Below are 22,158 nucleotides of genomic sequence, written 5' to 3' on the forward strand. Positions count from 1 at the left end.
ACGGTGACCCTGCCGCGATTCAGGTTTGGGTACCGCGAAGCGTTTTGACCCGCGCTTCAAGTGCCTGCGCATTTGCCTGTTCAGCAGGCATCGGGCGATCGGCTAACAGATGGATTCGAGACCAGAAACGACGCGGCCAATGACTGAAGGCCGGGCCACCACAGTGACTGAAAAAGCTGCCCCATAATCCGCGCAAGGCCATGGGAACCACCGGCACGGCGCGGCGCTCTAGAATCCTGTCGATGCCGGGGCGAAAGGTGTCTACTTCTCCGTCTTTGGTCAGCCTGCCTTCAGGGAAAATACAGACGACATGGCCGGCGGCGAGTTCCTCATCGATGCGATCAAAGGCGGCATCATAGATCTCCGGGACCTTGGCTTTGGGGCCGATGGGAATGGTTTTGGCAAGGCGGAAGAAACTACCCATGACCGGCGTTTTGAAGATGTTGTGGTCCATCACGAAGCGCACCGGGCGACGAACGGCGCCGGCAATCACCAGGGCATCCATGTAGGACACATGATTGCACACCAGAAGGACTGGCCCCTCTTCGGGAATCCGATCCAGGTCGTGATGAGTCACCCGGTAGATCGTGTGAGACAACACCCAGATCACAAAGCGCAGAGCGAAGTCCGGAACCTGCTGGTATACATACCCGGCAACCACCAGGTTCATGATCGACAGCACCAGGAAAAACTCGGGAATATCGAGCCCGAACAGGCCCAACATCAACATGCCCAGCAGGGCGCTGACCACCATGAACAGGGCATTGAAAATGTTCAGGGCGGCAATCACCCGGGCCCGGGTATCCGCTGGCGTTTGCTGTTGCACATAGGCATAGAGCGGCACGATAAACAGTCCGCCGAAAATGCCAACAGCCAGCAGGTCAATAGCCACCTGACGGTAGTGCGGATCGGTGATAATCATCCACCAGTCCGACGGAATCGGCTGATCGGGAATGTTCAGGTACAGGTCAATGCCGAAGAAACTCAGGCCGATGGAACCGATGGGTACGATACCCAGTTCGATCTTGTGACCGGATAGTCTCTCACAGGCCACGGAACCTGCGGCAATGCCGATGGTAAATATGGCGAGCAGGATGGTGACAACGGTCTCATCACCCAGCAGGTTGGTCTTGGCAAAGTTTGGAAACTGGGTCAGGTAGGCTGCGCCGAGAAACCAGAACCAGGAGATTGCCATGATGCTCAGGAAAACCGCATGGTTGTCCCGGGCAATGGCCATCAGTTTCCAGGTTTCCTTCAAGGGCCGGAAGCGGATACGGAGATCCGGGGCTGCGGGTTCGGCTTTCGGGATTTTCAGGGCTGCTGCCAACCCGATTATCGCCAGCACCGCCACGGCTATGGCGACCACGGGTCCCGGCGCGGACGCTTTCATCATCACACCGGCCACCAGCGTACCCAGAAGAATGGCCACGAACGTGCCCATCTCCACCAGGGCGTTACCTCCCACCAGCTCGGATTCTTTCAGTGCCTGAGGCAGGATTGCGTACTTCACCGGCCCGAAGAACGCCGATTGCACCCCGGTGAGAAACAGCAGAAGCAGCAACAGCTCATGCCAGCCATACCAGAGACCAACTGCCGCGGTGCCCATGATCACAACCTCGGCAAACTTGATCCATCGGATCACTCCGGCCTTTTCATAGCGGTCGGCCACCTGACCGGCAATGGCAGAGAACAGGAAGAAGGGAAGAATAAACAGCATGGCTGCCAGGTTCACCACCACATCCGCCGACAGCCCAAACAGGCCGCCAGCGTTATAGGTCACCAGCAACAGCAGTGCATTCTTGAACAGGTTGTCGTTAAAGGCCCCGGCAAACTGGGTCGTGAAAAACGGAAGGAACCGTCGCTCGGACAGCAAACGAAACTGACTGTGATCTTCCATACGCCTGAGGCACTCCAAATCCCTGAAGAGTTCGCCGCAGACTACCCGCGCCTGCCGGGGTGGTCAATAGAGCCCAGGAGCGTTCAAGCTCCTGAAACCCCGAAAAAACTCAGGCAGCAACCTCGGCTTGAGCCACCGGCACCTGCAGACGAATCTGATCACCATCGAGCAGCACGGGATAGACCGTTACCTTCACAGACTCATCCTCCAGGCATTGCCCTGAACGGAGACTGAAGTGCTGCTTGTACAACGGCGAAGCCACCACCGGCTCGCCTTTCAGGTCCCCGGTAATCCCCCGTGCCAGCACATTCGAACCGCTGAACGGATCGGTATGACTGATCGCAAACAGCGCCGGCAGCCGATCCGGCACATAAAACACCGCCACCGGTCCGTCTTCCGTCCAGACCGCCACACCAGAATCCGGCACCAGATCACTGACCGAACAAACCACATCCCAACGAGTACGTGCTTTCATAGTCCTCTCCAATTCTCCAAAAATTCAGTTGTTAGTCGTCCCACGGAGTTCGCTAAGCGTGGGGTATGGGGTGTCTTTGCGCAGGGAAAAAATGTCTGAGCGCAGCGAGTTGTTTTTCCCGAAGGAAAGGCACCCCATACCCCGCGCCCACTCCCAAAGTAAAAACTCAGGCCGACTCAAGCACCGGCCGCCGCTGATCTCGCTCGGTGGTCCACTCCTGCACCGGATCCTTCTTCTCCGGCGCATTCACAAACTCCCGGAACCGCTTGCGCTTCTCCGGATCCTCCACCGCCGTCTTCCACTCACACTGGTAAGTGCCGACGATTTCTTCCATGTGCTGTTCCAGCTCCTCGCCAATACCGAGGCTGTCTTCCAGCACCACCTGTTTCAGATAGTCCAGACCCCCTTCCAGATTTTCCATCCAGACACTGGTGCGCTGCAGCCGGTCGGCCGTGCGCACATAGAACATCAACACCCGATCAATGGTACGAATAAGTTCCTCATCGCTGAGATCCGTGGCAAAGAGGTCGGCATGCCGCGGGCGCATACCGCCGTTACCGCAGACATACAGGTTCCAGCCCTTGTCGGTTGCGATCACGCCGATATCCTTGCTCTGGGCCTCGGCGCATTCCCGGGTACAACCGGACACGGCCAGCTTGATCTTGTGGGGCGCGCGCAGCCCCTTGTAGCGGTTCTCCAGGTGGATGGCCATGCCGACACTGTCCTGCACCCCGTAGCGGCACCAGGTGCTGCCGACACAGGACTTCACTGTACGCAGGGATTTGCCATAGGCGTGGCCGGTCTCGAATCCGGCGGCGATGAGCTTTTCCCAGATCTCCGGCAACTGGCTCAGAGTGGCGCCGAACAGATCCACCCGTTGCCCACCGGTAATCTTGGTATAGAGGTCATATTCCTTGGCGACCTGACCCAGCACGATCAGCTTGTCCGGGGTGATTTCACCACCGGGCACCCGCGGCACGATGGAATAGGTGCCGTTCTTCTGCATGTTGGCCATGAAGGTGTCGTTGGTGTCCTGCAGCGGAACATGGTCCGACGCCAGAATGTGATCGTTCCAGCAGGTGGCGAGAATGGAGCCCACCGCCGGCTTGCAGATGTCGCAGCCATGACCTTTACCGTGCTGGCGGATCAGGGAGCGGAACGAGCGGATGCCGTTGACCTGTACCAGATGGAACAGTTCCTGGCGGCTGTAGGGAAAGTGCTCGCAGATATCCTTGCTGACTTCCACGCCGCGTTTTTCCAGTTCGCTGTCCACCACGTTCTTGAGCAGAGCGGCACATCCGCCACAGCCCGTACTCGCCTTGGTCTCGCCTTTTACGCCACCCAGATCCGTACAGCCGGCGTCGATGGCGCCACAAATATCGCCCTTGGTGACGTTGTGGCAGGAACAGATGGAGGCGGTTTCCGGAAGCGCATCCGGGCCCAGGGCCGGCGCCCCGCCCTGGCTCTCCGGAAGGATCAGGCTTTCGGCATTTTCCGGAAGATCGATGCCGTTCAGCGCGTATTGCAGCAGAGTGTCGTAGTAGCTGTTGTCACCGACGAGAATGGCGCCCAGCAGTTTCTTGCCGTCGCTGCTGACCACCATGCGGCGATAGTGACCGGCCTGTTCGTCGTTGTAACGGATATTGCGGGCGCCTGGGGTTTGACCGTGGGCATCACCGATGGACCCCACATCGACGCCCAACAGCTTCAGCTTGGTACTCATGTCGGCGCCGGTGAAGGCGGCGTCCTTGTCCTCATTCAACGCGGAAGACAGGGTTCGTGCCATGGTGTAGCCGGGCGCGACCAGGCCGAAAATCCGCTGGTTCCAGAGCGCGCATTCGCCGATGGCGTGGATGTGCGGGTCGGAAGTGGCGCACTGATTATCAATGACGATGCCGCCGCGCTCGCCGATGTCGAGTCCACACTGGCGAGCCAGGGTATCCTGCGGACGGATGCCGGCGGAAAACACGATCAGGTCGGTTTCCAGATGGCTGTCGTCACTGAAGTTCATCCGCAGTCGGGCTTCCTCGCCCTTGATGATCGCTGTGGTGGCCTTCTCGGTGTGTACCTGAACACCCAGCTCCTCAATCTTATGGCGCAGCACGGCGCCGCCATCGTCATCAAGCTGCACCGGCATCAGGCGTGGCGCAAATTCCACCACGTGGGCATCCAGGCCAAGGCTTTTCAGGGCGTTGGCGGCTTCCAGCCCGAGCAGGCCGCCACCGACGACGACGCCAGTCTTGCCTTCCTGGGCACTGGCCCGAATGGCATCCAGATCCTCCAGAGTGCGGTAGACAAAACAGGCCGGGTGCTCGCGGCCCTCAATGGGGGGTACGAACGGATAGGAACCCGTGGCCAGCACCAGTTCGTCATAGTGATAGGTGCCTTGCGGCGTGGAGACAACTTTGTTCTCCCGGTCGATCTCGGTGACCTGTTCATTGAGTCGCAATTCAATGCCCTGCTCCGCATACCACTCGGCCGTGCCCATGGCGAGATCGGCGTGGGTGGAGCCAGTGAAGTATTCCGACAGGTGGACCCGGTCATAGGCCAGTTGTTTCTCCTCACCGAACACGGTGATGTCGAAGCGGCCCGCGGCGTCTGAGGCAGCGAACTGCTCAAGGAAGTGGTGGCCAACCATACCGTTACCGATAACGATCAGGTTTTTCTTGCTCATGGTGTTGTCCTCTCTCATCGGCCGCGGGTTACGCCGCTGCCTGGCAAAATTGTTTTCCAAAGGGCAGTAGCGCCCGATGCGGTGCGATGTTGGTGCCGTTTGCAATCAGTTCCTGGAACCACGGGCCCTGGCTGGCATCGCCCACCAGGATGGCTCCAACCAATTGGTTATTTCGCACCAGCAGGTGGCTGTAGGTGCCATGTTCAAAGTCCTGTGAGATCAGGGATTCGGTCTCGTCGTCCGGCGTCTGCAAACCGCAGGAAAATACCGGGATGCCGCTGATTTTGAGGCGGGTGGCTATGTCTGTCGGGGTAAACACGATGTCCTGAGTTGGACCTGCCAGGTGCCGGGCCAGAACAGAGGCCTGTTGATAGCCGGGCTCCACCAGACCGAAGGTCTGGCTGTCCAGTTGGCAGCATTCACCCAGAGCAAAGATGTCCGGGTCGCTGGTCTGGAGCTGCCCGTTCACTGCAATGCCGCGACCGCAGACCAGACCTGCACTCTGAGCCAGCCCGCGATTTGGAGTGATGCCGGTGGCGATCACCACCAGGTCGGTACTGATCAGGGTCTGGTCGTCCAGCTGTACGGCTCGGACCTGGTCCTTTCCCAAAAGCTGGATGGGTGATCGGGACGTCAGAATGTGGAGTCCGCGATCCTCCAACGCTCTGGCCAGCAGCTCGCCTCCGGTCGGATCGAGCTGGCGGTTTAACAGGTGTGAGCCACGGTGCAGGAGTGTGACGTCCATGCCCCGGCGGCGCAGGCCGTCCGCAGCCTCCAGCCCCAGGAACCCACCGCCGACAACCACGGCACGCTGGTGCTTCTGGCTCTGAGCAATCAGGTTGCGGGTATCCTTGATGTCCCGGAATGACACAACGTTTTCAAGGTCCTCGCCCGGGATTCCAAGCCGTGCGGGGCTGGACCCCGTTGCCAGTACCAGTGTGTCATAGTGCTGAACCCGTCCGGTGACCGTGGTCACGGTATGACGCTTCCTGTCGACGCTCACGATTGGCTCACCGTTGTGCACCTGGATACGGCTGGATCGAAACCAGTCTTCGGGCCGCAGCACCAGGCTGGCTTCGTCGGTATCGCCGGCGAGCAGGGCGGAGAGCTGGATTCGGTTGTAGGCGGGCACGGATTCGCCGTTGAACACGATGACGCGTTGATAGGCGTCCGGCGCCAGTGTTGTCAGCTCTTCAAGAAATCGTTGGGCGACCATGCCATGACCACAAACAACCAGTGTGCGAGCCTTGCTCTGTGTCATGTCTGTACCTCCCGGTTTCCTGCACACGAAAAAAAGCCGGAGCATCTCATCCCGTGAGGGAATCGATGGTCCGGCGCCAATGCCAACAACAATGATCTGATGGTCCGGCCGAATCCTTGGCCGGGACATTCATCCTTGCTTAAGTACTAGCGAGGTTTGTGCCAATTTTAAGAATGCAATGAAAACAGTGGGTTATGTGAAGTTTGTCGTGGTCAGGCGCTGAATTGATCGGGGATGCTGCCCTGCGATGGGGCGGATTGCACGACTTTGATGCCCGGGTGGCGCATAAATTGCTCAGTGAACAGGGAAAGGAACCATCATGGCCCTGTGCCTGGAGCATTTTATGAATACCCGTAAGCAGCAACCCCTCCCACAAACACCGACAGCAGCGGACTACCTCATCGCCTCCCGTCAGTGCGAACTGATGAACCTTCAGTACTTCCTGCAGATGGGAAAACTGGTGCAGAGCATCAGCGCTCTGGTCCATGGCCTTCAGCGGGAAAGGGGGGCTTCCAACGTCTTCCTGGGTTCTGGCGGCGAAAAGTTTTCCAGAGAACGGGAGGCCATGGTGGCGGATTCGGAACGCCTGGAAGACCTGTTCTCCCAAGCGCTATCCGAGGTGCACAGCGAACTGACGGCGCACCCTGTCAGCAGCCATCTCCTCAACCATATCGCTACGGCGCTTTATGGTATTGAAAGTCTTAAGGAAATCAGGGTTCAGGTAAAGGGCCTTTCCCTCTCCGCAGCCGAGGCTACCAGCGCCTACAGTCACCTTATCCACAACCTCATAACCGTGGTTTTCGAGGCCGCCGATACCGTGGTTGACCCTTCCATTGCGGGCCTTCTGGTGGCGATGGTCCATCTGATGAATGGCAAGGAATACTGTGGCCAGGAGCGTGCGGTGGGATCGGCCGGATTCTCCAGTGGCGGTTTTGACAGTGCACTGAGTCAGCGCATGATGCACCTCATTGAGGCGCAGGAACGGTGTTTTGATGTGTTTGTCAGCTTTGCGGACACGGAAAGCAAGGACCTGTGGCATAAATTGAGAGCCCACGATCGGGAGCAGGAAATCGAGCGCTTCCGGGGCCTCGGGTGTTCGGTGGGGCGCTACAAGGCGCTGGATCCGGAGCTGGCGGATACCTGGTTTGCCCTGATGACCGAGCGTATTGATGAATTGAAGAAGGTGGAGGACGCTGTCGAGGGGCAGTTCCACGCCCGATGCGTGGAGCGTTTTGCCGAGGCCAGGGGATCCCTGGCGGATCAGGAGACACTGATCGCTTCGCTGGATGCTCAGGGACAGTCATCCCAGCCTCTATTGGTTCTGTGCGAGACGGGTGGTGAATCTGGTAGCCAGGCCGGTGATGCCTGGGCCAGTGAGGGAGTGGGACAGCAGTTTGGTCGCTCGATCTTCGATCTGGTGCAGGAACAGACCCATCGCCTGCAGCAGATGAACGATGAACTGCAGTCGGCAAAGGAAGCCCTTGAGGACCGGAAAACTCAGGAGAAAGCGGTGTTGTTGCTGATGGAAAGTCGGGGCATTGATAACGACCAGGCGCATCGCGTGCTACGGAAACTGGCCATGGATCAGGGCCGCAAACTCCCGGAGGTTGCCCGGGCCCTGGTGTCCATGGCCGATGTGCTGAAGTGATTCCACTCAGGCCCGTGCGGCCTGAGCTTCCTCTCTTTTCTCCTGCTGCTCGGCCTTCCCGGCACGGGCAGGCTTGATGGTTTCCAGTTTGCGCTGTTTTTCGTACAGGAACTTGAGGACCTCCTGACGGTAGTGCACGTAGGTCGGGTCGTCAGCGAGGGTCACCCGGTTGCGGGGTCTTGGCAGATCGATGTGCAGATCCTCGCCCACGGTGGCGGCCGGGCCATTGGTCATCATGATGATGCGATCAGAGAGCAGAACAGCCTCATCGACGTCATGGGTGATCATGATCACCGTGTTGTTCAGCTCCTGCTGGATTTCCATCAGGGAATCCTGGAGATGTGCCCGGGTCAGTGCGTCCAGTGCTCCGAAGGGTTCGTCCATTAACAATACGCTGGGTTTCATGGCCAGAGCCCGGGCGATACCCACCCGCTGCGCCATGCCACCGGAGATTTCACCCGGCCGTTTGTTGGCGGCGTGGGCCATATTCACCAGTTCCAGGTTGTGCAGAATCCAGTCCCGGCGTTCCTGTTTGCTCATGGTTTTGCGAAATACCTGCTGTACCGCCAGTTCCACGTTCTCGTAGACCGTGAGCCAGGGCATCAGGGCATGGTTCTGGAACACCACGGCTCTTTCAGGCCCGGGAGAGTTCACTTCGTGGCCATCCAGCACGCAGCCGCCCTTGCTGGCCTGCAGCAGACCGGCGACGATGTTCAGCACGGTGGATTTACCGCAGCCGGAGTGGCCAATCAGGGACACAAACTCGCCTTTTTTGATTTTCAGATTCACGTTATCGAGAGCGATGAAGGCGCCTTTGGGCGTATCGAAGGCCATTTCAACGCCGGTCAGTTCAAGATGTGACTTGCTCATAGGAATACCTCACTCGTTCCAGGCGACTTTTTTCTGAATCAGAAGCATGATGCGGTCCAGCAGGAAACCGATAAGACCAATCGCGAGAACGGCCACCATGATTCGGCTCAGGGACTGGCTGCTGCCGTTCTGGAATTCGTCCCAGACGAACTTGCCAAGGCCGGGACTCTGGGCCAGCATCTCGGCGGCGATCAGCACCATCCAGGCAATACCCAGCGAGACTCGAAGGCCGGTAAAGATCATCGGGACCGACGATGGCAGCACCACTTTCCGGACGTGAGTCCAGAACGACAGTCTTAGTACCCGGGACACGTTCAGCAGATCCGGATTGACGGCAGCCACGCCAACACTGGTGTTGATCAGGGTTGGCCACAGGCTGCACAGGGTGACGGTGATCATGGAGGTCAGGAATGACTTCTCGAACATCGGGTCGTCACTGACGTAAGTGGCGGAGACCACCATGGTGACCAGCGGCAACCAGGCCAGCGGAGAAACCGGTTTGAACACCTGGATCAGCGGATTCACCGCGGCCTGGAAGTGTCTGTTGAGACCAAACACAATACCCAGAGGCACCGCGATTATGGTCGCCAGGACGAAACCGGCGAGGACCGTCACCAGACTGGTGCCGATCTGATCGATGAACGTGGGTGCGCCCGGATAGGGGCGAATCTTCACCTCGGCATCGGGATCCTTCTCCAGGATGCGCTGGTTTCGTTCTTCCTGCATGGTGATGAATTTGTCCGCCCGATCCCGCTGGCTGGAGTGTTCCTGCCAGAGCTGGCCACCCTGCTCCCAGACCTGAACCGGTCCCGGGAAGGCACCCAGTGAGGTGTTCACCTGGGGGGCTGCGAGGTGCCAGAACCCGAGGAACACCAGGATGCCGATGAGTGGCAGCAGTAACTGTTTGCCAACAGTGGCAGGGTTTGGGATCGACAGTCGCTCAACCAGGGCCCGAAGGCCGCTGGCTGAGGTGGATTCTGAGGGTGAGCTGGTCAGGGTACTCATGTCATTCTCCTTCGGACGCCGGATCAGGGCGTCTCAGAGCCTTTAAGGCCGATGGCAAATTGATCGATGTAGGCGTTGGGTTGTCTTGGAGTGAAGGTGACGCCGTCGATGAGTTCACCTTGTTCCGGGCGAACGAAGTTCTCCTGTGCGAAATCGGGGAAATCCTCGGCCTTCATAAGGCCGTCTTCGATCAGGGATTTGGCGGCCTCGGCGTAGATATCGCCGCGGTAGACCTTGGCTGCGGTCTTCATGTACCAGTCATCCGGCTTGGCCTCCGGAATCTGGCCCCAGCGGCGCATCTGGCTCAGGTACCAGATCGCGTCTGAGGGATACGGGTAGGTGGCGTGGTAACGGAAGAACACGTTGAAGTCGGGCACTTCCCGGATATCACCTTTCTCATATTCGAAGGTACCGGTCATCGAGTTGGCGATCACTTCCGCGTCTGCGCCGACATAGCTTGGGCGGGCCAGAATCTCAACGGCCTCCTGGCGGTTGGCGTTGTTGTTTGCATCCAGCCAGTGGGCGGCACGAATCAGGGCGCGCAGCAGGTGCAGATGGGTGTTGGGGTTTTCTTCCGCCCATTGTTCGGTTACACCGAACACCTTTTCCGGGTTGTTGGGCCAGATCTCGTAATCGGTGATCACCGGTACACCAATGCCTTTGAAGACCGCTTGCTGGTTCCAGGGCTCGCCGACGCAGTAGCCTTGGATCGTGCCCGCTTCCATAGTGGCGGGCATTTGCGGGGGCGGGGTTACCGAAAGGTGAACGTCGGCTTCCAGGGTGCCGCTGGTGTCGCCGCGTTGCGGTGCATAATAGCCCGGGTTCAGGCCACCGGCGGCGAGCCAGTATCGAAGCTCATAGTTGTGGGTGGACACCGGGAACACCATGCCCATCCGGAAGCGCTCGCCCTTATCCCGAGAGGCGTCGACCACCGGTTTCAGTGCGCTGGCGCTGATTGGGTGTTCTGGTTGTCCGCCCGAGCTGGGCAGGTTCGCATTCATGGCCTCCCAGACATCGTTGGATACGGTGATGCCGTTGCCGTTGAGGTCCATGCTGAAGGCGGTGATGATGTCGGCCTGGGTGCCGTAGCCGATGGTGGCCCCGAGAGGCTGACCGGCCAGCATATGGGCACCATCCAGCTCACCGGTAATGACCCGGTCCAGAAGCACTTTCCAGTTGGCCTGGGCCTCGAGTTCCACAAACAGCCCTTCATCCATAAAGAAGCCCTGTTCCCAGGCGACTGCCAGGGGTGCCATGTCCGTCAGCTTGATAAAGCCGAGCTTCAGGTCGGGTTTTTCTGCCGGGCCGATCTCGGCCTGCGCGATCGTGGTGCCGGTTATCAGGGAAATGGAGACGGCCAGGCGGGCCATGTACCCAAGCTTTCTAATGAGTTGCGTCGGTTGTTTCATGTCGTGCTCCCTCGTTACTTATCGTGCAGACAAAAAAACGCCTGCCTTCCGTTGCCGGAAAGCAGGCGCCTATGCCTGATGGAATCGTTAATGATCCTGATGTCGATGTTCTGTCTGGTGTTTACTGAGCACACCCTGTGCCATGTAAAAATAAGCCAGAAAAAACAGTAGTTAAGGAATTATCGGGGATGGCCAGAGCTGACAATCATCAAGAATGGGGCGGATTCTTTTAGTGCGTTTTGATCGTTCTTGCACCAAGTTGACCCCGATTATGGACGGTCGGGCCATGCTTGATGAATATCAAAATCACTGTAACCGCCGGCTCTGGTCGCTTGGTCTCGTCGACCACAGAGTGGCCCTGTTATTGCAGGGTATTCAGTCATCATGGTGTGACTGACACCTGCACTTTATATATAGGCAAAGAAGCCCGCCCTCCTGACTCCGTCAACCACGGTGTTTGAGAGGGCGGGCTTTTTTGTCTGCAGATAAGAGAGGAATCGACGTGGATACCAGGCCTGAACCTAAGCCGGAAATGGAGGCAATCTCAACAACCTGCCCGTATTGTGGTGTGGGCTGTGGTGTCTTGGCGACGTCGTCGGGAGTGCGAGGCCATTCGTCGCACCCGGCCAACCTCGGGCGCCTCTGTGTTAAGGGCTCAGCGCTGCATGACACCATCGGCTCGAATGGTCGATTGCTGGCCCCCCGGATCGCAGGAAAAACGGTGTCCTGGGATGAGGCGTTGTCTGAGGCATCCGGTGCGATAGCCGAGGCGATTGCGTCACACGGACCAAGCTCAGTGGCTTTTTACCTGTCCGGGCAGCTGCTCACCGAAGACTATTACGTCGCCAATAAACTCGCCAAGGGCTTTATTGGCACTCCCCATGTCGATACCAATTCCCGGCTCTGTATGTCGTCAGCGGTGGCCGCGCACAAAAGGGCTTTCGGTGAAGATTGTGTTCCTGGTTGCTACGAAGATTTCGAGCTCGCCGACTTGTTGGTTCTGGCGGGAAGCAACGCGGCGTGGGCTCACCCCGTTCTGTATCAGCGCATGGAGGCCAGCCGCCGGCCGGGCCGGCGAGTGGTGGTTATTGATCCGCGAAAAACGGCTACGTCGGAGCTGGCGGATCTGCATCTCCAGTTAAAGCCGGGCACCGATACCGTTTTGTTCAATGGTCTTCTGGTATGGCTGGCCGAGAGTGATTCGATTGACAGGGATTACGTGGATGCTCACTGCGAGGGTTACGAAGAGGCGCTGAGGTCTGCCTTCAAGGCTGCTCCAGGTATTGAGGACGTCGCCAGGCAGTGTGACCTGGACGCAGCAGATGTGGCGGTTTTTTACCGCTGGTTTGCTGACACGGCCAGAACGGTAACCGGGTTTTCACAGGGCATTAACCAGTCCGTTGCCGGCACCGACAAATGCAATGCCATCATTAATTGTCACCTGGTGACCGGGCGCGTTGGTAAACCAGGAGCAAGTCCCTTTTCCCTGACCGGTCAGCCCAATGCCATGGGCGGTCGGGAAGTGGGTGGTCTGGCTAACACCCTGGCAGCCCATCTGGACTACGACACACCAGGAGCACGGGCGCTTGTTGCCGAATTCTGGGGCAGTGACGCGCTTCCGGCCGCGCCGGGCCTGAAGGCAGTGGATCTTTTTGATGCCGTGCACCAGGGGGAGATCAAGGTGCTCTGGATCATGGGCACCAACCCGGCCGTGAGCCTGCCGGAATCTGCCCGGGTTCGTGACGCTCTGGTCCGATGCCCTACCGTGATCGTCTCTGACTGTATGGCCGAGACCGACACCACGGCATTTGCCAATATCCTTCTGCCGGCAGCCGGCTGGGGTGAGAAAGATGGCACGGTAACAAACTCCGAGCGCCGCATATCCCGGCAACGGTCGTTCCTGCCCTTGCCCGGTGAGGTGCGGCCGGACTGGCAGATCGTCAGCGCTGTGGCCGGGGCGCTCGGACATGGGGATGCTTTCGGCTATCAGCAGCCTGCCGATGTGTTCCGCGAGCATGCGGAACTGTGCGGTCTGGCAAGTGCCCGGGCCGGGAAAATTCTGGATCTGTCAGGCCTGCAGAGGCTCACTGATCAGGAGTACAACGATCTGGAACCGATTCAGTGGCCGGCCTCAACCCGAACAGATGGCAACGTCTCCTGCGCCCCGAGACTGTTCGGCGACGGCATCTTCGCTACCCCGAATGGTCGTGCGCGAGTGGTCAGTGTTGAAACCACCCTGCCCGCCCAGCAGACATCCATAGCCCGTCCGCTGATCGTGAATACCGGTCGCATTCGGGATCAATGGCACACCATGACTCGCACGGCGCAAGCGTCGAGGCTGTTTTCCCACCGCCCGGAGCCGTTTATCGAGGTGAACCCGGAGGACGCCCGTCGCATCGGTGTAAGCGAGGGCGCCCTGGGGCGGCTTTCCGGTGCTGTCGGTTCACAATCCTATGTGGGGCGAGTACGGATAACGCCGAGTCAGCGTCCCGGTGAAGTCTTCGTTCCTATTCACTGGAATGGACAGTTCGCCTCCCGGGGGGTCGCCAGTGACCTTGTGGGTGCCATCACCGACCCACTGTCCGGGCAGCCGGAGGGTAAGCACGGCGCGGGCAGCCTGAAAGCCCTGACCATACGCTGGCAGGCGCGCCTGATGCGCCGACGGGAAGATCCGTGGCGCCAGGAGGATGAAGCCCTGTGTGATTACTGGAGCCGGCAGCCCCTGCAGCACAGCGAGAGCTGGTGGCTGGCGGGAGGGTGGCCGGTTGATTGGCAGCAGGATGCGTTGGCCTGGATGGGGGGAGAGCCGAATGTGATACTGGCGGATATGGCCCAGGGTCGTTTTCGGGCGGCGCGGATCGTCGATGGGCAATTGCAGTCGGTTCTAATGGTGGAGCCTGATGCCGACGCCTTGCCTGACCTGACCTGGCTAGACCAGTGTTTTGCCGCTGACCGGCTTAGCCGGGAACAGCGACAGTGTCTGCTGGCCGGGCGTGCGGTGGATACGGAAGATACCGGGGACCTGGTCTGCAGTTGTTTCCAGGTGGGCGAGAAACAGATCACCGGGGCCATCTGTGATGGACAGCTCTCGGTGGACGAGCTGGGCAAGACCCTGCAATGCGGAACCAACTGTGGTTCCTGCATTCCGGAATTGCGGGGGCTGATCGAGAAAACCGTCGCCAGTCTGGAAACTGCCGAGACCTGAGCGCTATCCGGCCCGACGAAGCATCGGGTAAGGCACCCGGTAACGAATGCCCCGGGCCCTGCCGGTACCGTCCACCGTGCAGGTTTTACGATTGATGCGAGTGATCTTGCCCTGTATCGCCTCCTGACCTTTGCCAAAGCTGACGCACTCTCCTACTTGCCACGAGAGCGGCTCAACGGAAGGCTCGGGTATGGAAAACACCGTGTCCGACAGTTCCAGCCCCCGGGACCGGGCTCCGGAGCGCAGGGCCTCCCGGGTTTCATCTGCGCCACCACTGGCATGCAGTTCATCCAGAATGCGGTAAAAGTGCCGGTTGTGGACCGAACCACGAAAACGTTTTCCGTCCGTGTGTTGTAGCAGATGGGCGAACTCGTGACAGCAGGTATGGGCCAGCAGGTTGAGAGGGCTCAATTCCCCGCCAAAGTAACCCCGCTTCACAATCTCGCGGCTCGATAGCCAGCCATGGGCTGTGTCTGGCCGTTGCTTGGCCTCGATCATCCTCGCGCCATAGGTGATAAGGTGCCGGTTTTGTTGCGGATCAAAACGGTGGTAGGTCGCCTGACCAGAGCCGGTTCGGCACCGCAGTTCACTGCCCGGTTTTCGTTCAGCAAGCCAGTGAGATGCCGGTTGCCAGAGTACGCTGAGGGTGGTGTCACACATCAGGTCGCCGAGATGGCGAGCTCGGGTTTTCATGGAACTCATGGGGTGTCGGAGACATATTGGATGTTGGAAACCCCTAGGTTATCGCCGGCGCCATTCATTTACCAAGAAATTATGGCGTACCGGCGAGTACCCAAAGAACAAGCAGGGCGTTCGCCAATAGTGAGAGGATGGCGAGAATTCGCCAACTGTCGATAGAAATCCGCTCCACCAGTGGTCCCGTGCTGGTTGGCAAGAGTTTTGGGTTGGGGTGTTCCAGATCATGGAGGAACTCAGAAAGAGCCGGGTAGCGATCCTGGGGGCGCAGGGCGACCGCTTTTCCCAGGCAGGCATCAAGCCATTTCGGCAGGTCCGGGTTGATCGACCGTGCGCTCCGGTAATGCAGTTTGCGCCTCACTGAAGGCTTCGGGGCGCAGGTGTAGGGCAAATGCCCGGTCAGCATCTCATAGGCAATGACACCAAGGGAAAAGCGATCGGATGCGGGCGTAGACAGGTCCCCTTCCAGGCATTCCGGAGCGGCATAGCTGTCGGTGCCGAGGTAATTGTCGCGCCCCCACGGGACGTCGATTTCCTCAATGCCGCGTATCCGCACGGAACCCAGGTCAATGATTTTCACAGTGCCGTCGTGGTTGATGACGATGTTCTCGGGTTTCAGGTCCTGATGGATCATTTCGAGCCGATGCAAGGCTCGCAAGCCAGAAGCTATCTGGCGAACAATGTTCCGTACCTGCGCCGGCTCGGGTTGTGGGTGGTCGTTCATCCACTCCCGCAGGGTCGGACCGTTCACAAACTCGGTCAGACAATACAGGCATTGGCGATGCCCCGGGGGATCAATGGCCTTGACCACATGGGCATTGTGGATACGTCTGGCTACCCAGGTTTCCGTCATGAACCGGTCGATATAGCTGGCGTCGTCCTGATAATTCGCGGAAGGTGTCTTGAGAATAACCGGGGCCCCGCCATCCATGGGCGTTGCCATGTAGACCTGGGTGCGGCTACTGGCATGGATTTCCCGTTCAATGCGGTAGCCGTCGAGGATCTGGCCGGCATCCAGCGGTGGTGGGAAGGGCAAGGCGGACAGACGTTCGTAGTGGGCTTCAATGTCTTCGGCCGGAAGATGATCAATCGCAATGACCTGGGCGCTGAGATTGTCGTCGCTGCCATGGTCGTAGGCGGCCGTGACCAGTTGTTCTGCTGCCGTTTCGGGGGCCTCGGCACTGGCACAGGCCTGTATGATTTTCGGGCTCAGGAAGCCATGAACGCCATCGGTCGTGAGCACCAGCCGGTCGCCGGATTCCAGGCCAACGCGGGAAACGTCGATTTCGACATCTGGCTCCACGCCCATTGCGCGGGCCAGGGCCGGTTTGTCGTTGCCGACCAGAACGTGGTGGTCCCGTGTCAGGGACTCCAGCTCACCGCCACGGAGCAGATAGACCCGGCTGTCGCCCACATGGAACACAAAGGCGCGATTGTTTTTGATCACGACCCCGCTGAATGTGGTGACCATACCGCGGGCGTCGCCATGACTGGCATGCCCCCGGCCATGTAGCCAGCGATTGAGCGCGCCCAGTACGCGGCTGGCTGCCGTTTCCACGCTCCAGGAGTCGGGAGTGCTGTAGTAGTCGTGCAGAAAGCCCTTTACGCAAGTCTCGGCGGCCTCCCGGCCAGCCTGAGAGGCGCTGACACCGTCCGCGACAACCGCGCAGACGCCTTTCATAACAAGGGCCTCGCCTTCCGGATAGCGTGCCCCCAGGCTGTCCTGATTCTCCGGCTTCCGGCCAGCAATGCTGTGCTGGCCGAGCCTTAATTGCAGCGTAGCGCTCACGAGACCTCAATCATCCGGACTGACCCATCGGGCATAACTTCACTGGTTTGCGGGCTGGGTTCGTCCATGAAAACACTGACCAGAGCGAGAATGGCGAGAGCAAAAATCCCCAGCACCACGAAGAATATCGCTGGTGAAACCAGTGAAAGAACCAGCAGGAATACCACGCCGCCAACATTGCCGTAAGCCCCGGCCATGCCGGCAACCTGACCGGTCAGACGGCGTTTGACCAATGGCACCGAGGCATAGACCGCACCGCAACCCGCCTGAACAAACACCGAACAGAAAAGTACCAGCAACACGGCCAGGGCCAGCGGCCAGTCGCTATTGATCTGACTCATAAGCAGGTAGCCAACGGCGATGCCGGTGAGGGTAATCAGCGTGGTCAGTTTGCGCCCTATTCGGTCGGCCACGTACCCACCGCCGGGACGGCCGATCAGGTTCATCAGGGCGAAGCTGCCGCCGAGCATGCCCGCCAGTACCGGAGATATTTCGAAGGTATCGAGGAAGTACAGGGGTAGCATGGAGACCACCGCGAGTTCCGAGCCGAATGCGGCCATGTAGGTCAGGTTAAGCAGAGCGACCTGTTTAAAGGGATAGCGGTCGAACTCGGGAACCGGCTTGCTGAAAATATGGCCGTTGACCTGCCAGCTCCTTAGCAACTGGAAAACCAGCATCAGGAACACCACGCCGTAAAGAATGTAGGTCACCGCGCCACTGAGCATACCGAGATTGGCGGGGCCAAGTTTCCAGACAATCAACGCCAGAGCGATGGACAGTGGCAGGTTCATCGCCATGTACAGGAAGAAGTCGCCTTTGCTGGTCACTTCCATGGCGCCGCCCTTCTTGGGTTTGAAATAGGTGGAGCCCTTCGGGGTGTCGCGGACCAGGGCATAGAACACACCCGCATAGACTATGGCGATGAGTCCGGTGGTGCCGACGGCACAACGCCAGCCCTCATCGCCGCCGAAGAACAGGGCAAGGGTCGGCAGGGACAGGCCCGCGAAGGCAGCGCCAAAGTTCCCCCAGCCGCCGTAAATCCCCTCCGCGAAGCCCACTTCCCGGGCTGGATACCATTCGCTGATCAGGCGAATGCCGACCACGAACCCTGCTCCGACAAAACCCAGCAGGAAACGGCTGAAAGCCAGTTGTTCGAAGGTCTTTGCCAGGGCAAAGCCAATACAGATCACCCCTGAGACCAGCAGAACAATGGAATAGACCTTGCGAGGCCCGAGGGCGTCCACCAGCATTCCGATCAGTATTCGCGCGGGAATCGTCAGTGCCACGTTGAGCAGCAGCAGGGTGTTGACCTGGGAATCGGTCAGACCGAACTGCTCACGAATGGCGGCCATCAGAGGGGCGTGGTTGAACCACACCAGAAAGGTGATGAAGAACGCCACCCAACTCAGGTGGAGAATCCGTGTTTTCCCCTCGAATGAGAAGAAGCGGAAGGATTGATCATTCATAGCGCGAACCTGTTCCAAAGCGGTTATGGGAATCCGTCGGGTGCAAACCACTGAAGGAATGTTGGCTGGCGCGGCAAGAGGAGGCTGTCATTGTACGGGGCAGACAGATAGCTAACCCTGTCTGCGTTGCTGACGGCGGGATGCTGGCCGGCATCGTTCTTTCAGCAGTGACGCCATTGCCAGCAGCCGTTTTCGGACGTAAAAACTGGTGTCTTTGAAGCAAAGGACATACCAGGGAGGGGAAAACCGGGTAATGGAGGGAGAGTGCGATGGCCGCGGGGGGGATGCGGTAGTGTTTTATGCACCACCAGCATGCAGAAAGCCGGGAGGGCGCCATTCAATGGTGCACGCTCTCCCGGGGAAGCTTTTACCTTAAGCTTCGATCGGCGCACGCCAGTCGTCAGCACCGGAGGTGCCGGCAACCGCATGTTCCCAGGTTACCTTGCGGTAGGACAGGGATACGGTCACCAGCTGGGTAAAGTCCGCGTTGGCGGCGTCCTGGCAGTGGGGCATGTTGCAGTTGATGTCGATGATGGTGGCATCTTCGAGGATGGTGGAGAAGAAATGCTCCTGCTTACCTTCCACGGAGGTGCGGTACCACTTCAGCTCAACCTTCGGCAGCATTTCGCCGGATGCGAGGGCGTTGTACATCAGCGGGGTGGATTTGTTCAGTGCAGAGGTGAACTTGAACGGCTTGTGCACGCGCTGGCCGGAAGGCTGACCGGACTGGGGATCGGTCGGAACGGTGACAACGTGGCTGAATTCCTGCACCAGCACTTCGTCTTCGTGGCCTTCGACGTAGATGTTACCGACGGAATCGGAAGTGAATGCGCCGGCGGTGATGTTGCCCTGAGTCTGGCCTTCGATGCTGATATAACAAGGAGTTGGCATAGTCTGCTCCATGACTGTTGAATGAAAATATGTCCCTGGGCTTTTCCCTGGACGGGCAAGAGGTAACAAGTCCTGTGCCAGAAGATAAAAATTCATTTAAAACAATGGGTAAGATTATTTTCGAGGTGGCACAGCGGGGCTGTGGGCAAGGCTGTGCCCGGGGGGTGAGCGAGCTCTTGCTGGCCGAGCAAGAAATGGCCTGGCAGGTTGTGGGCTGGTGGGTAGGCAGCCGCCTTAGTCAACGGGAGGCTATTGAGATCACCAGCGCCAGAAGCAGCAGCGCCGACAGACTTTGCCAGAAAGTGACCGGGTGGCGCTCCATCAAGGGCGGCCGGTGGCGCCTCTGCCAATCGGTACCGGGCTGGCGCAGATCGCTGAGAAATTCGGATAGCGCCGGGTAGCGGCGGTGGGCATCGGGGTGAACCGCCCGAGCGATTGCATCGTCGAGCCAGATGGGGAGATCGTCTCGCAGCGCGCGGGCACTCTGATAGGTCAGCTGCCGCTGGTCCCTGACGCTCCGGATTTTCGGCACCTCGGCGCCAAACGGGAGCTGGCCGGTCAGCAGTTGATAGGTGATCACGCCCAGGGAAAACTGGTCGGCCAGCCAGGTACCCGTCTCACCGATAAAGGTTTCCGGTGCGCTGTACAGGGCTGCTCCCCTGGGAAACCAGTCCTCGTCCGCCGTTTGTAATTCCTGCAGGCCGGTTACCCGGGTGGCGCCAAAATCAATGAGTGTGACCTTGCCGTGAGCATCCACCAGAATGTTTTCCGGTTTCAGGTCCTGATGCACCATGGCCATGCGATGGAATGCCCGCAATCCCCGGGCGATCTGCTCAATCAACCCGCGAACCGTCTCCAGGGCGGGCTTCGGGTGGTCCAGCATCCACTGTTTCAGGGTGCGCGCTTCAATGAATTCAGTAGCCAGATAGACACAGCTTCGCTGCCGTTCCGGTGAGAACGGGCGGACAACGTGGGGGTTGTTGATGCGTCTGGCGATCCATTCCTCGGCCGCGAACTGTTCCAGGTAATCGGCGTCCTGGCGCAGCTCCATGGACGGTGTTTTGAGTGCAACCGGCTGTTGGCTGGCAATGTCCACCGCCTGGAAAACATGGCTGCGACTGCTGCCATGGATTTGCCGCACAATCCGGTAGCCGTCCAGGGTCTGCCCCGGGACCAGCTCCGGGGCACAGGGAAGTTCCGTCAGTGCCCGGTGTAGCTCGGTACTCTCGCGGCTGCTGGCGACCGCATCCACACGGACCAGCTGCACGCTCAGATTGTCATCGCTGCCAGCGTCGAGGGCCGCTTTCGTCAGCGCCCGGGAGGCGAGTTCCAGTTGACTGCCATGGTTGTCCACAACACGGCACAGTTCGGCGTCGCTCAGATACTCATGCACGCCATCGGTTGCGAGCAGGAAGGTGTCGCCCGGATTGACCGGGAGCGCCCGGTAGTCGATCTCAACCCGGTGTTCCATGCCCATGGCACGGGTCAGGCAACTGTCTGTATTTGATAGCCAGAGCCGGTGGTCGGTGGTGAGCTGCTCTATCTGGCGGTTCCGGATCCGGTAGATTCGGGTATCGCCCACGTTGAACAGGTAGGCCGTTGCGGACTTCAGAATAAGCACGCTGAGGGTGCACAGATAACCACGGTCTCTGTCGTAGCGATACTGACTCTGTCTGGTCTGGGCATGAAGCCAGGCATTGGTGGCCTGGAGAACGCGCTCGGCGGAAAGTTTGACTGGCCAGCTGTCAGGCGTCGACAGGTAATCGTTGAGGAAACCTGCAACCGCCGATTCACTGGCGATCTGGCTGACCTTGCTGGAACTGATGCCGTCGGCCATGGCGATCACGGCGCCCTTGGTGGCCAACTGATGCCCCTCGGGCACCAGCATGCCATGGAAATCCTGATTGACCGCCTTGAAGCCTCTGTCGGAGTGCTGGGCGGTGGTCAGTCTGAGCGTTGTTGTCATGCCAGTAACCGGCTCCGGCCGGTGCGGCGGCCGGAGCCTTCCTCGGTCAGGCGCGGTTGGCGCTGGCCAGGGTGGAGGCATCCAGCTCAGCTGGTGCCGGGCGCTTCGGAGCCGTCCGAATGTGGGTGGTATAGAGCGTGAGACCGGTAAAGGCCAGTCCGCCGACGAGGTTGCCCAGAGCGGTGGGGATTTCGTTCCAGATGAAGTAGTCCATCACCGAGAAATTACCGCCCATCATCATGGCGGAGGGGAACAGGAACATGTTCACCACCGAATGCTCGAAGCCCATGAAGAAGAACAGCATGATCGGCATCCACATGGCGATCACTTTGCCGCTGACGTTGGTGGATATCATGGCGCCAACAACGCCCATGGAAACCATCCAGTTGCAGAGCATGCCGCGGATGAAGATGGTGGCCCAGCCAGCTGCTCCGTATTCGGCGTAGCCGAGCGTCCGTGCTTCACCGACGCCGGCAATCTTGCTGCCGACCGCACCCGGATCGGTATTGAAGCCGTAGGTGAAAATGAATGCCATCATGACGGCCACGGTCAGTGCGCCGGCAAAGTTCCCGAGGAATACCAGTCCCCAGTTGCGCAGGATGGCTTTCGGCGTAACCCCCGGACGTTTGTCCAGCAGGGCCAGCGGTGTCAGCATGAATACCCCGGTGAGCAGGTCAAACCCCATCAGGTAAAGCATGCAGAAACCGACTGGAAACAGGATGGCGCCAATCAGGAATACACCGGTCTGGACTGCGACGGTAACCGCGAAGACCGCTGCCAGGGCGAGAATGGCACCGGCCATGTAAGCCCGTATCAGGGTATCCCGGGTGGACATGTAAATCTTGGATTCGCCGGCGTCCACCATTTTGGTGACGAATTCCGAGGGCAAGATGTAAGACATGGTTA

Annotated in this window: 15 protein-coding genes; 2 read left to right on the plus strand and 13 right to left on the minus strand. The window is 59.2% G+C overall.

Features of this window, described 5'->3' with window-relative positions:
- Positions 1-19: 19 nt before the first annotated feature.
- From D777_RS14540 to D777_RS14555, 4 genes are all read right to left on the minus strand, one after another.
- The gene (locus tag D777_RS14540; RefSeq protein WP_036133670.1) at positions 20-1,897 is read right to left on the minus strand and encodes an MFS transporter; all 1,878 of its coding nucleotides are present in this window, start codon (positions 1,895-1,897) and stop codon (positions 20-22) included.
- 109 nt (positions 1,898-2,006) lie between these two features.
- Positions 2,007-2,372, minus strand: coding sequence for a nitrite reductase small subunit NirD (gene nirD, locus D777_RS14545; protein WP_036133673.1), 366 nt, complete (start codon positions 2,370-2,372; stop codon positions 2,007-2,009).
- A 166-nt stretch (positions 2,373-2,538) separates the two neighbouring features.
- Positions 2,539-5,046 carry a nitrite reductase large subunit NirB gene (gene nirB, locus D777_RS14550; RefSeq protein ID WP_036133676.1) on the minus strand — a complete coding sequence of 836 codons (2,508 nt, stop codon included), beginning with the start codon at positions 5,044-5,046 and terminating at the stop codon, positions 2,539-2,541.
- A gap of 28 nt (positions 5,047-5,074) precedes the next feature.
- Positions 5,075-6,307, minus strand: coding sequence for an NAD(P)/FAD-dependent oxidoreductase (locus tag D777_RS14555; protein WP_036134393.1), 1,233 nt, complete (start codon positions 6,305-6,307; stop codon positions 5,075-5,077).
- A 343-nt stretch (positions 6,308-6,650) separates the two neighbouring features.
- Between D777_RS14555 and D777_RS14560 the strand changes: the two genes are divergently transcribed.
- Positions 6,651-7,955, plus strand: coding sequence for a nitrate- and nitrite sensing domain-containing protein (locus tag D777_RS14560; RefSeq protein WP_036134395.1), 1,305 nt, complete (start codon positions 6,651-6,653; stop codon positions 7,953-7,955).
- Between the two features lie 6 nt (positions 7,956-7,961).
- On the opposite strand, the gene D777_RS14565 is transcribed toward D777_RS14560, so the two are convergent.
- From D777_RS14565 to D777_RS14575, 3 genes are read right to left on the minus strand one after another with little or no spacing between them, the layout of a single operon-like run.
- Positions 7,962-8,789: an ABC transporter ATP-binding protein gene (locus tag D777_RS14565; RefSeq protein ID WP_227501811.1), complete on the minus strand. Its 828-nt coding sequence runs from the start codon at positions 8,787-8,789 to the stop codon at positions 7,962-7,964.
- Between the two features lie 45 nt (positions 8,790-8,834).
- The gene (locus tag D777_RS14570) at positions 8,835-9,830 is read right to left on the minus strand and encodes an ABC transporter permease (protein WP_036133682.1); all 996 of its coding nucleotides are present in this window, start codon (positions 9,828-9,830) and stop codon (positions 8,835-8,837) included.
- Positions 9,831-9,853: 23 nt separating this feature from the next.
- Positions 9,854-11,200, minus strand: coding sequence for a CmpA/NrtA family ABC transporter substrate-binding protein (locus tag D777_RS14575; RefSeq protein ID WP_406564791.1), 1,347 nt, complete (start codon positions 11,198-11,200; stop codon positions 9,854-9,856).
- Between the two features lie 541 nt (positions 11,201-11,741).
- Here D777_RS14575 and D777_RS14580 point away from each other — a divergent pair.
- On the plus strand, positions 11,742-14,444 hold the full coding sequence (locus tag D777_RS14580; RefSeq protein ID WP_227501788.1) for a nitrate reductase: 2,703 nt from the start codon (positions 11,742-11,744) through the stop codon (positions 14,442-14,444).
- A 3-nt stretch (positions 14,445-14,447) separates the two neighbouring features.
- Here D777_RS14580 and D777_RS14585 read toward each other — a convergent pair whose 3' ends face one another.
- The 6 genes from D777_RS14585 to D777_RS14610 form a co-directional block, all read right to left on the minus strand.
- Complete coding sequence (locus D777_RS14585; RefSeq protein WP_036133687.1) at positions 14,448-15,146, minus strand: hypothetical protein; 699 nt, start codon at positions 15,144-15,146, stop codon at positions 14,448-14,450.
- A 70-nt stretch (positions 15,147-15,216) separates the two neighbouring features.
- Positions 15,217-16,929, minus strand: a complete 1,713-nt coding sequence (locus D777_RS14590) for a bifunctional protein-serine/threonine kinase/phosphatase (RefSeq protein WP_036133690.1) — start codon at positions 16,927-16,929, stop codon at positions 15,217-15,219.
- On the minus strand, positions 16,926-18,395 hold the full coding sequence (locus D777_RS14595) for an MFS transporter (protein WP_036133692.1): 1,470 nt from the start codon (positions 18,393-18,395) through the stop codon (positions 16,926-16,928). Before D777_RS14595 ends, D777_RS14590 begins: the two co-directional genes overlap by 4 nt.
- A 372-nt stretch (positions 18,396-18,767) precedes the next feature.
- Positions 18,768-19,286 (minus strand): Hcp family type VI secretion system effector, encoded by a 519-nt coding sequence (locus D777_RS14600; protein WP_036133694.1) that lies wholly within the window; start codon positions 19,284-19,286, stop codon positions 18,768-18,770.
- 238 nt (positions 19,287-19,524) lie between these two features.
- Positions 19,525-21,252: a bifunctional protein-serine/threonine kinase/phosphatase gene (locus tag D777_RS14605; protein ID WP_036133697.1), complete on the minus strand. Its 1,728-nt coding sequence runs from the start codon at positions 21,250-21,252 to the stop codon at positions 19,525-19,527.
- A gap of 46 nt (positions 21,253-21,298) precedes the next feature.
- Positions 21,299-22,153 (minus strand): formate/nitrite transporter family protein, encoded by an 855-nt coding sequence (locus D777_RS14610; RefSeq protein ID WP_036133700.1) that lies wholly within the window; start codon positions 22,151-22,153, stop codon positions 21,299-21,301.
- Positions 22,154-22,158: the final 5 nt, after the last annotated feature.

The sequence above is a fragment of the Marinobacter nitratireducens genome (genome assembly GCF_000708045.1).
Classification (GTDB): domain Bacteria; phylum Pseudomonadota; class Gammaproteobacteria; order Pseudomonadales; family Oleiphilaceae; genus Marinobacter; species Marinobacter nitratireducens.

What these genes read in the sequence shown, in the direction of transcription:
- D777_RS14560 (WP_036134395.1), top strand. Translation starts at nt 6,651, where the DNA reads ATGAATACCCGTAAGCAGCAACCCCTCCCACAAACACCGACAGCAGCG.
- D777_RS14595 (WP_036133692.1), bottom strand. Translation starts at nt 18,395, where the DNA reads ATGAATGATCAATCCTTCCGCTTCTTCTCATTCGAGGGGAAAACACGG.
- D777_RS14605 (WP_036133697.1), bottom strand. Translation starts at nt 21,252, where the DNA reads ATGACAACAACGCTCAGACTGACCACCGCCCAGCACTCCGACAGAGGC.
- nirD (WP_036133673.1), bottom strand. Translation starts at nt 2,372, where the DNA reads ATGAAAGCACGTACTCGTTGGGATGTGGTTTGTTCGGTCAGTGATCTG.
- D777_RS14540 (WP_036133670.1), bottom strand. Translation starts at nt 1,897, where the DNA reads ATGGAAGATCACAGTCAGTTTCGTTTGCTGTCCGAGCGACGGTTCCTT.
- D777_RS14565 (WP_227501811.1), bottom strand. Translation starts at nt 8,789, where the DNA reads ATGGCCTTCGATACGCCCAAAGGCGCCTTCATCGCTCTCGATAACGTG.
- D777_RS14555 (WP_036134393.1), bottom strand. Translation starts at nt 6,307, where the DNA reads ATGACACAGAGCAAGGCTCGCACACTGGTTGTTTGTGGTCATGGCATG.
- D777_RS14585 (WP_036133687.1), bottom strand. Translation starts at nt 15,146, where the DNA reads ATGAGTTCCATGAAAACCCGAGCTCGCCATCTCGGCGACCTGATGTGT.
- D777_RS14600 (WP_036133694.1), bottom strand. Translation starts at nt 19,286, where the DNA reads ATGCCAACTCCTTGTTATATCAGCATCGAAGGCCAGACTCAGGGCAAC.
- D777_RS14570 (WP_036133682.1), bottom strand. Translation starts at nt 9,830, where the DNA reads ATGAGTACCCTGACCAGCTCACCCTCAGAATCCACCTCAGCCAGCGGC.
- D777_RS14610 (WP_036133700.1), bottom strand. Translation starts at nt 22,153, where the DNA reads ATGTCTTACATCTTGCCCTCGGAATTCGTCACCAAAATGGTGGACGCC.
- D777_RS14575 (WP_406564791.1), bottom strand. Translation starts at nt 11,200, where the DNA reads ATGGCCCGCCTGGCCGTCTCCATTTCCCTGATAACCGGCACCACGATC.
- nirB (WP_036133676.1), bottom strand. Translation starts at nt 5,046, where the DNA reads ATGAGCAAGAAAAACCTGATCGTTATCGGTAACGGTATGGTTGGCCAC.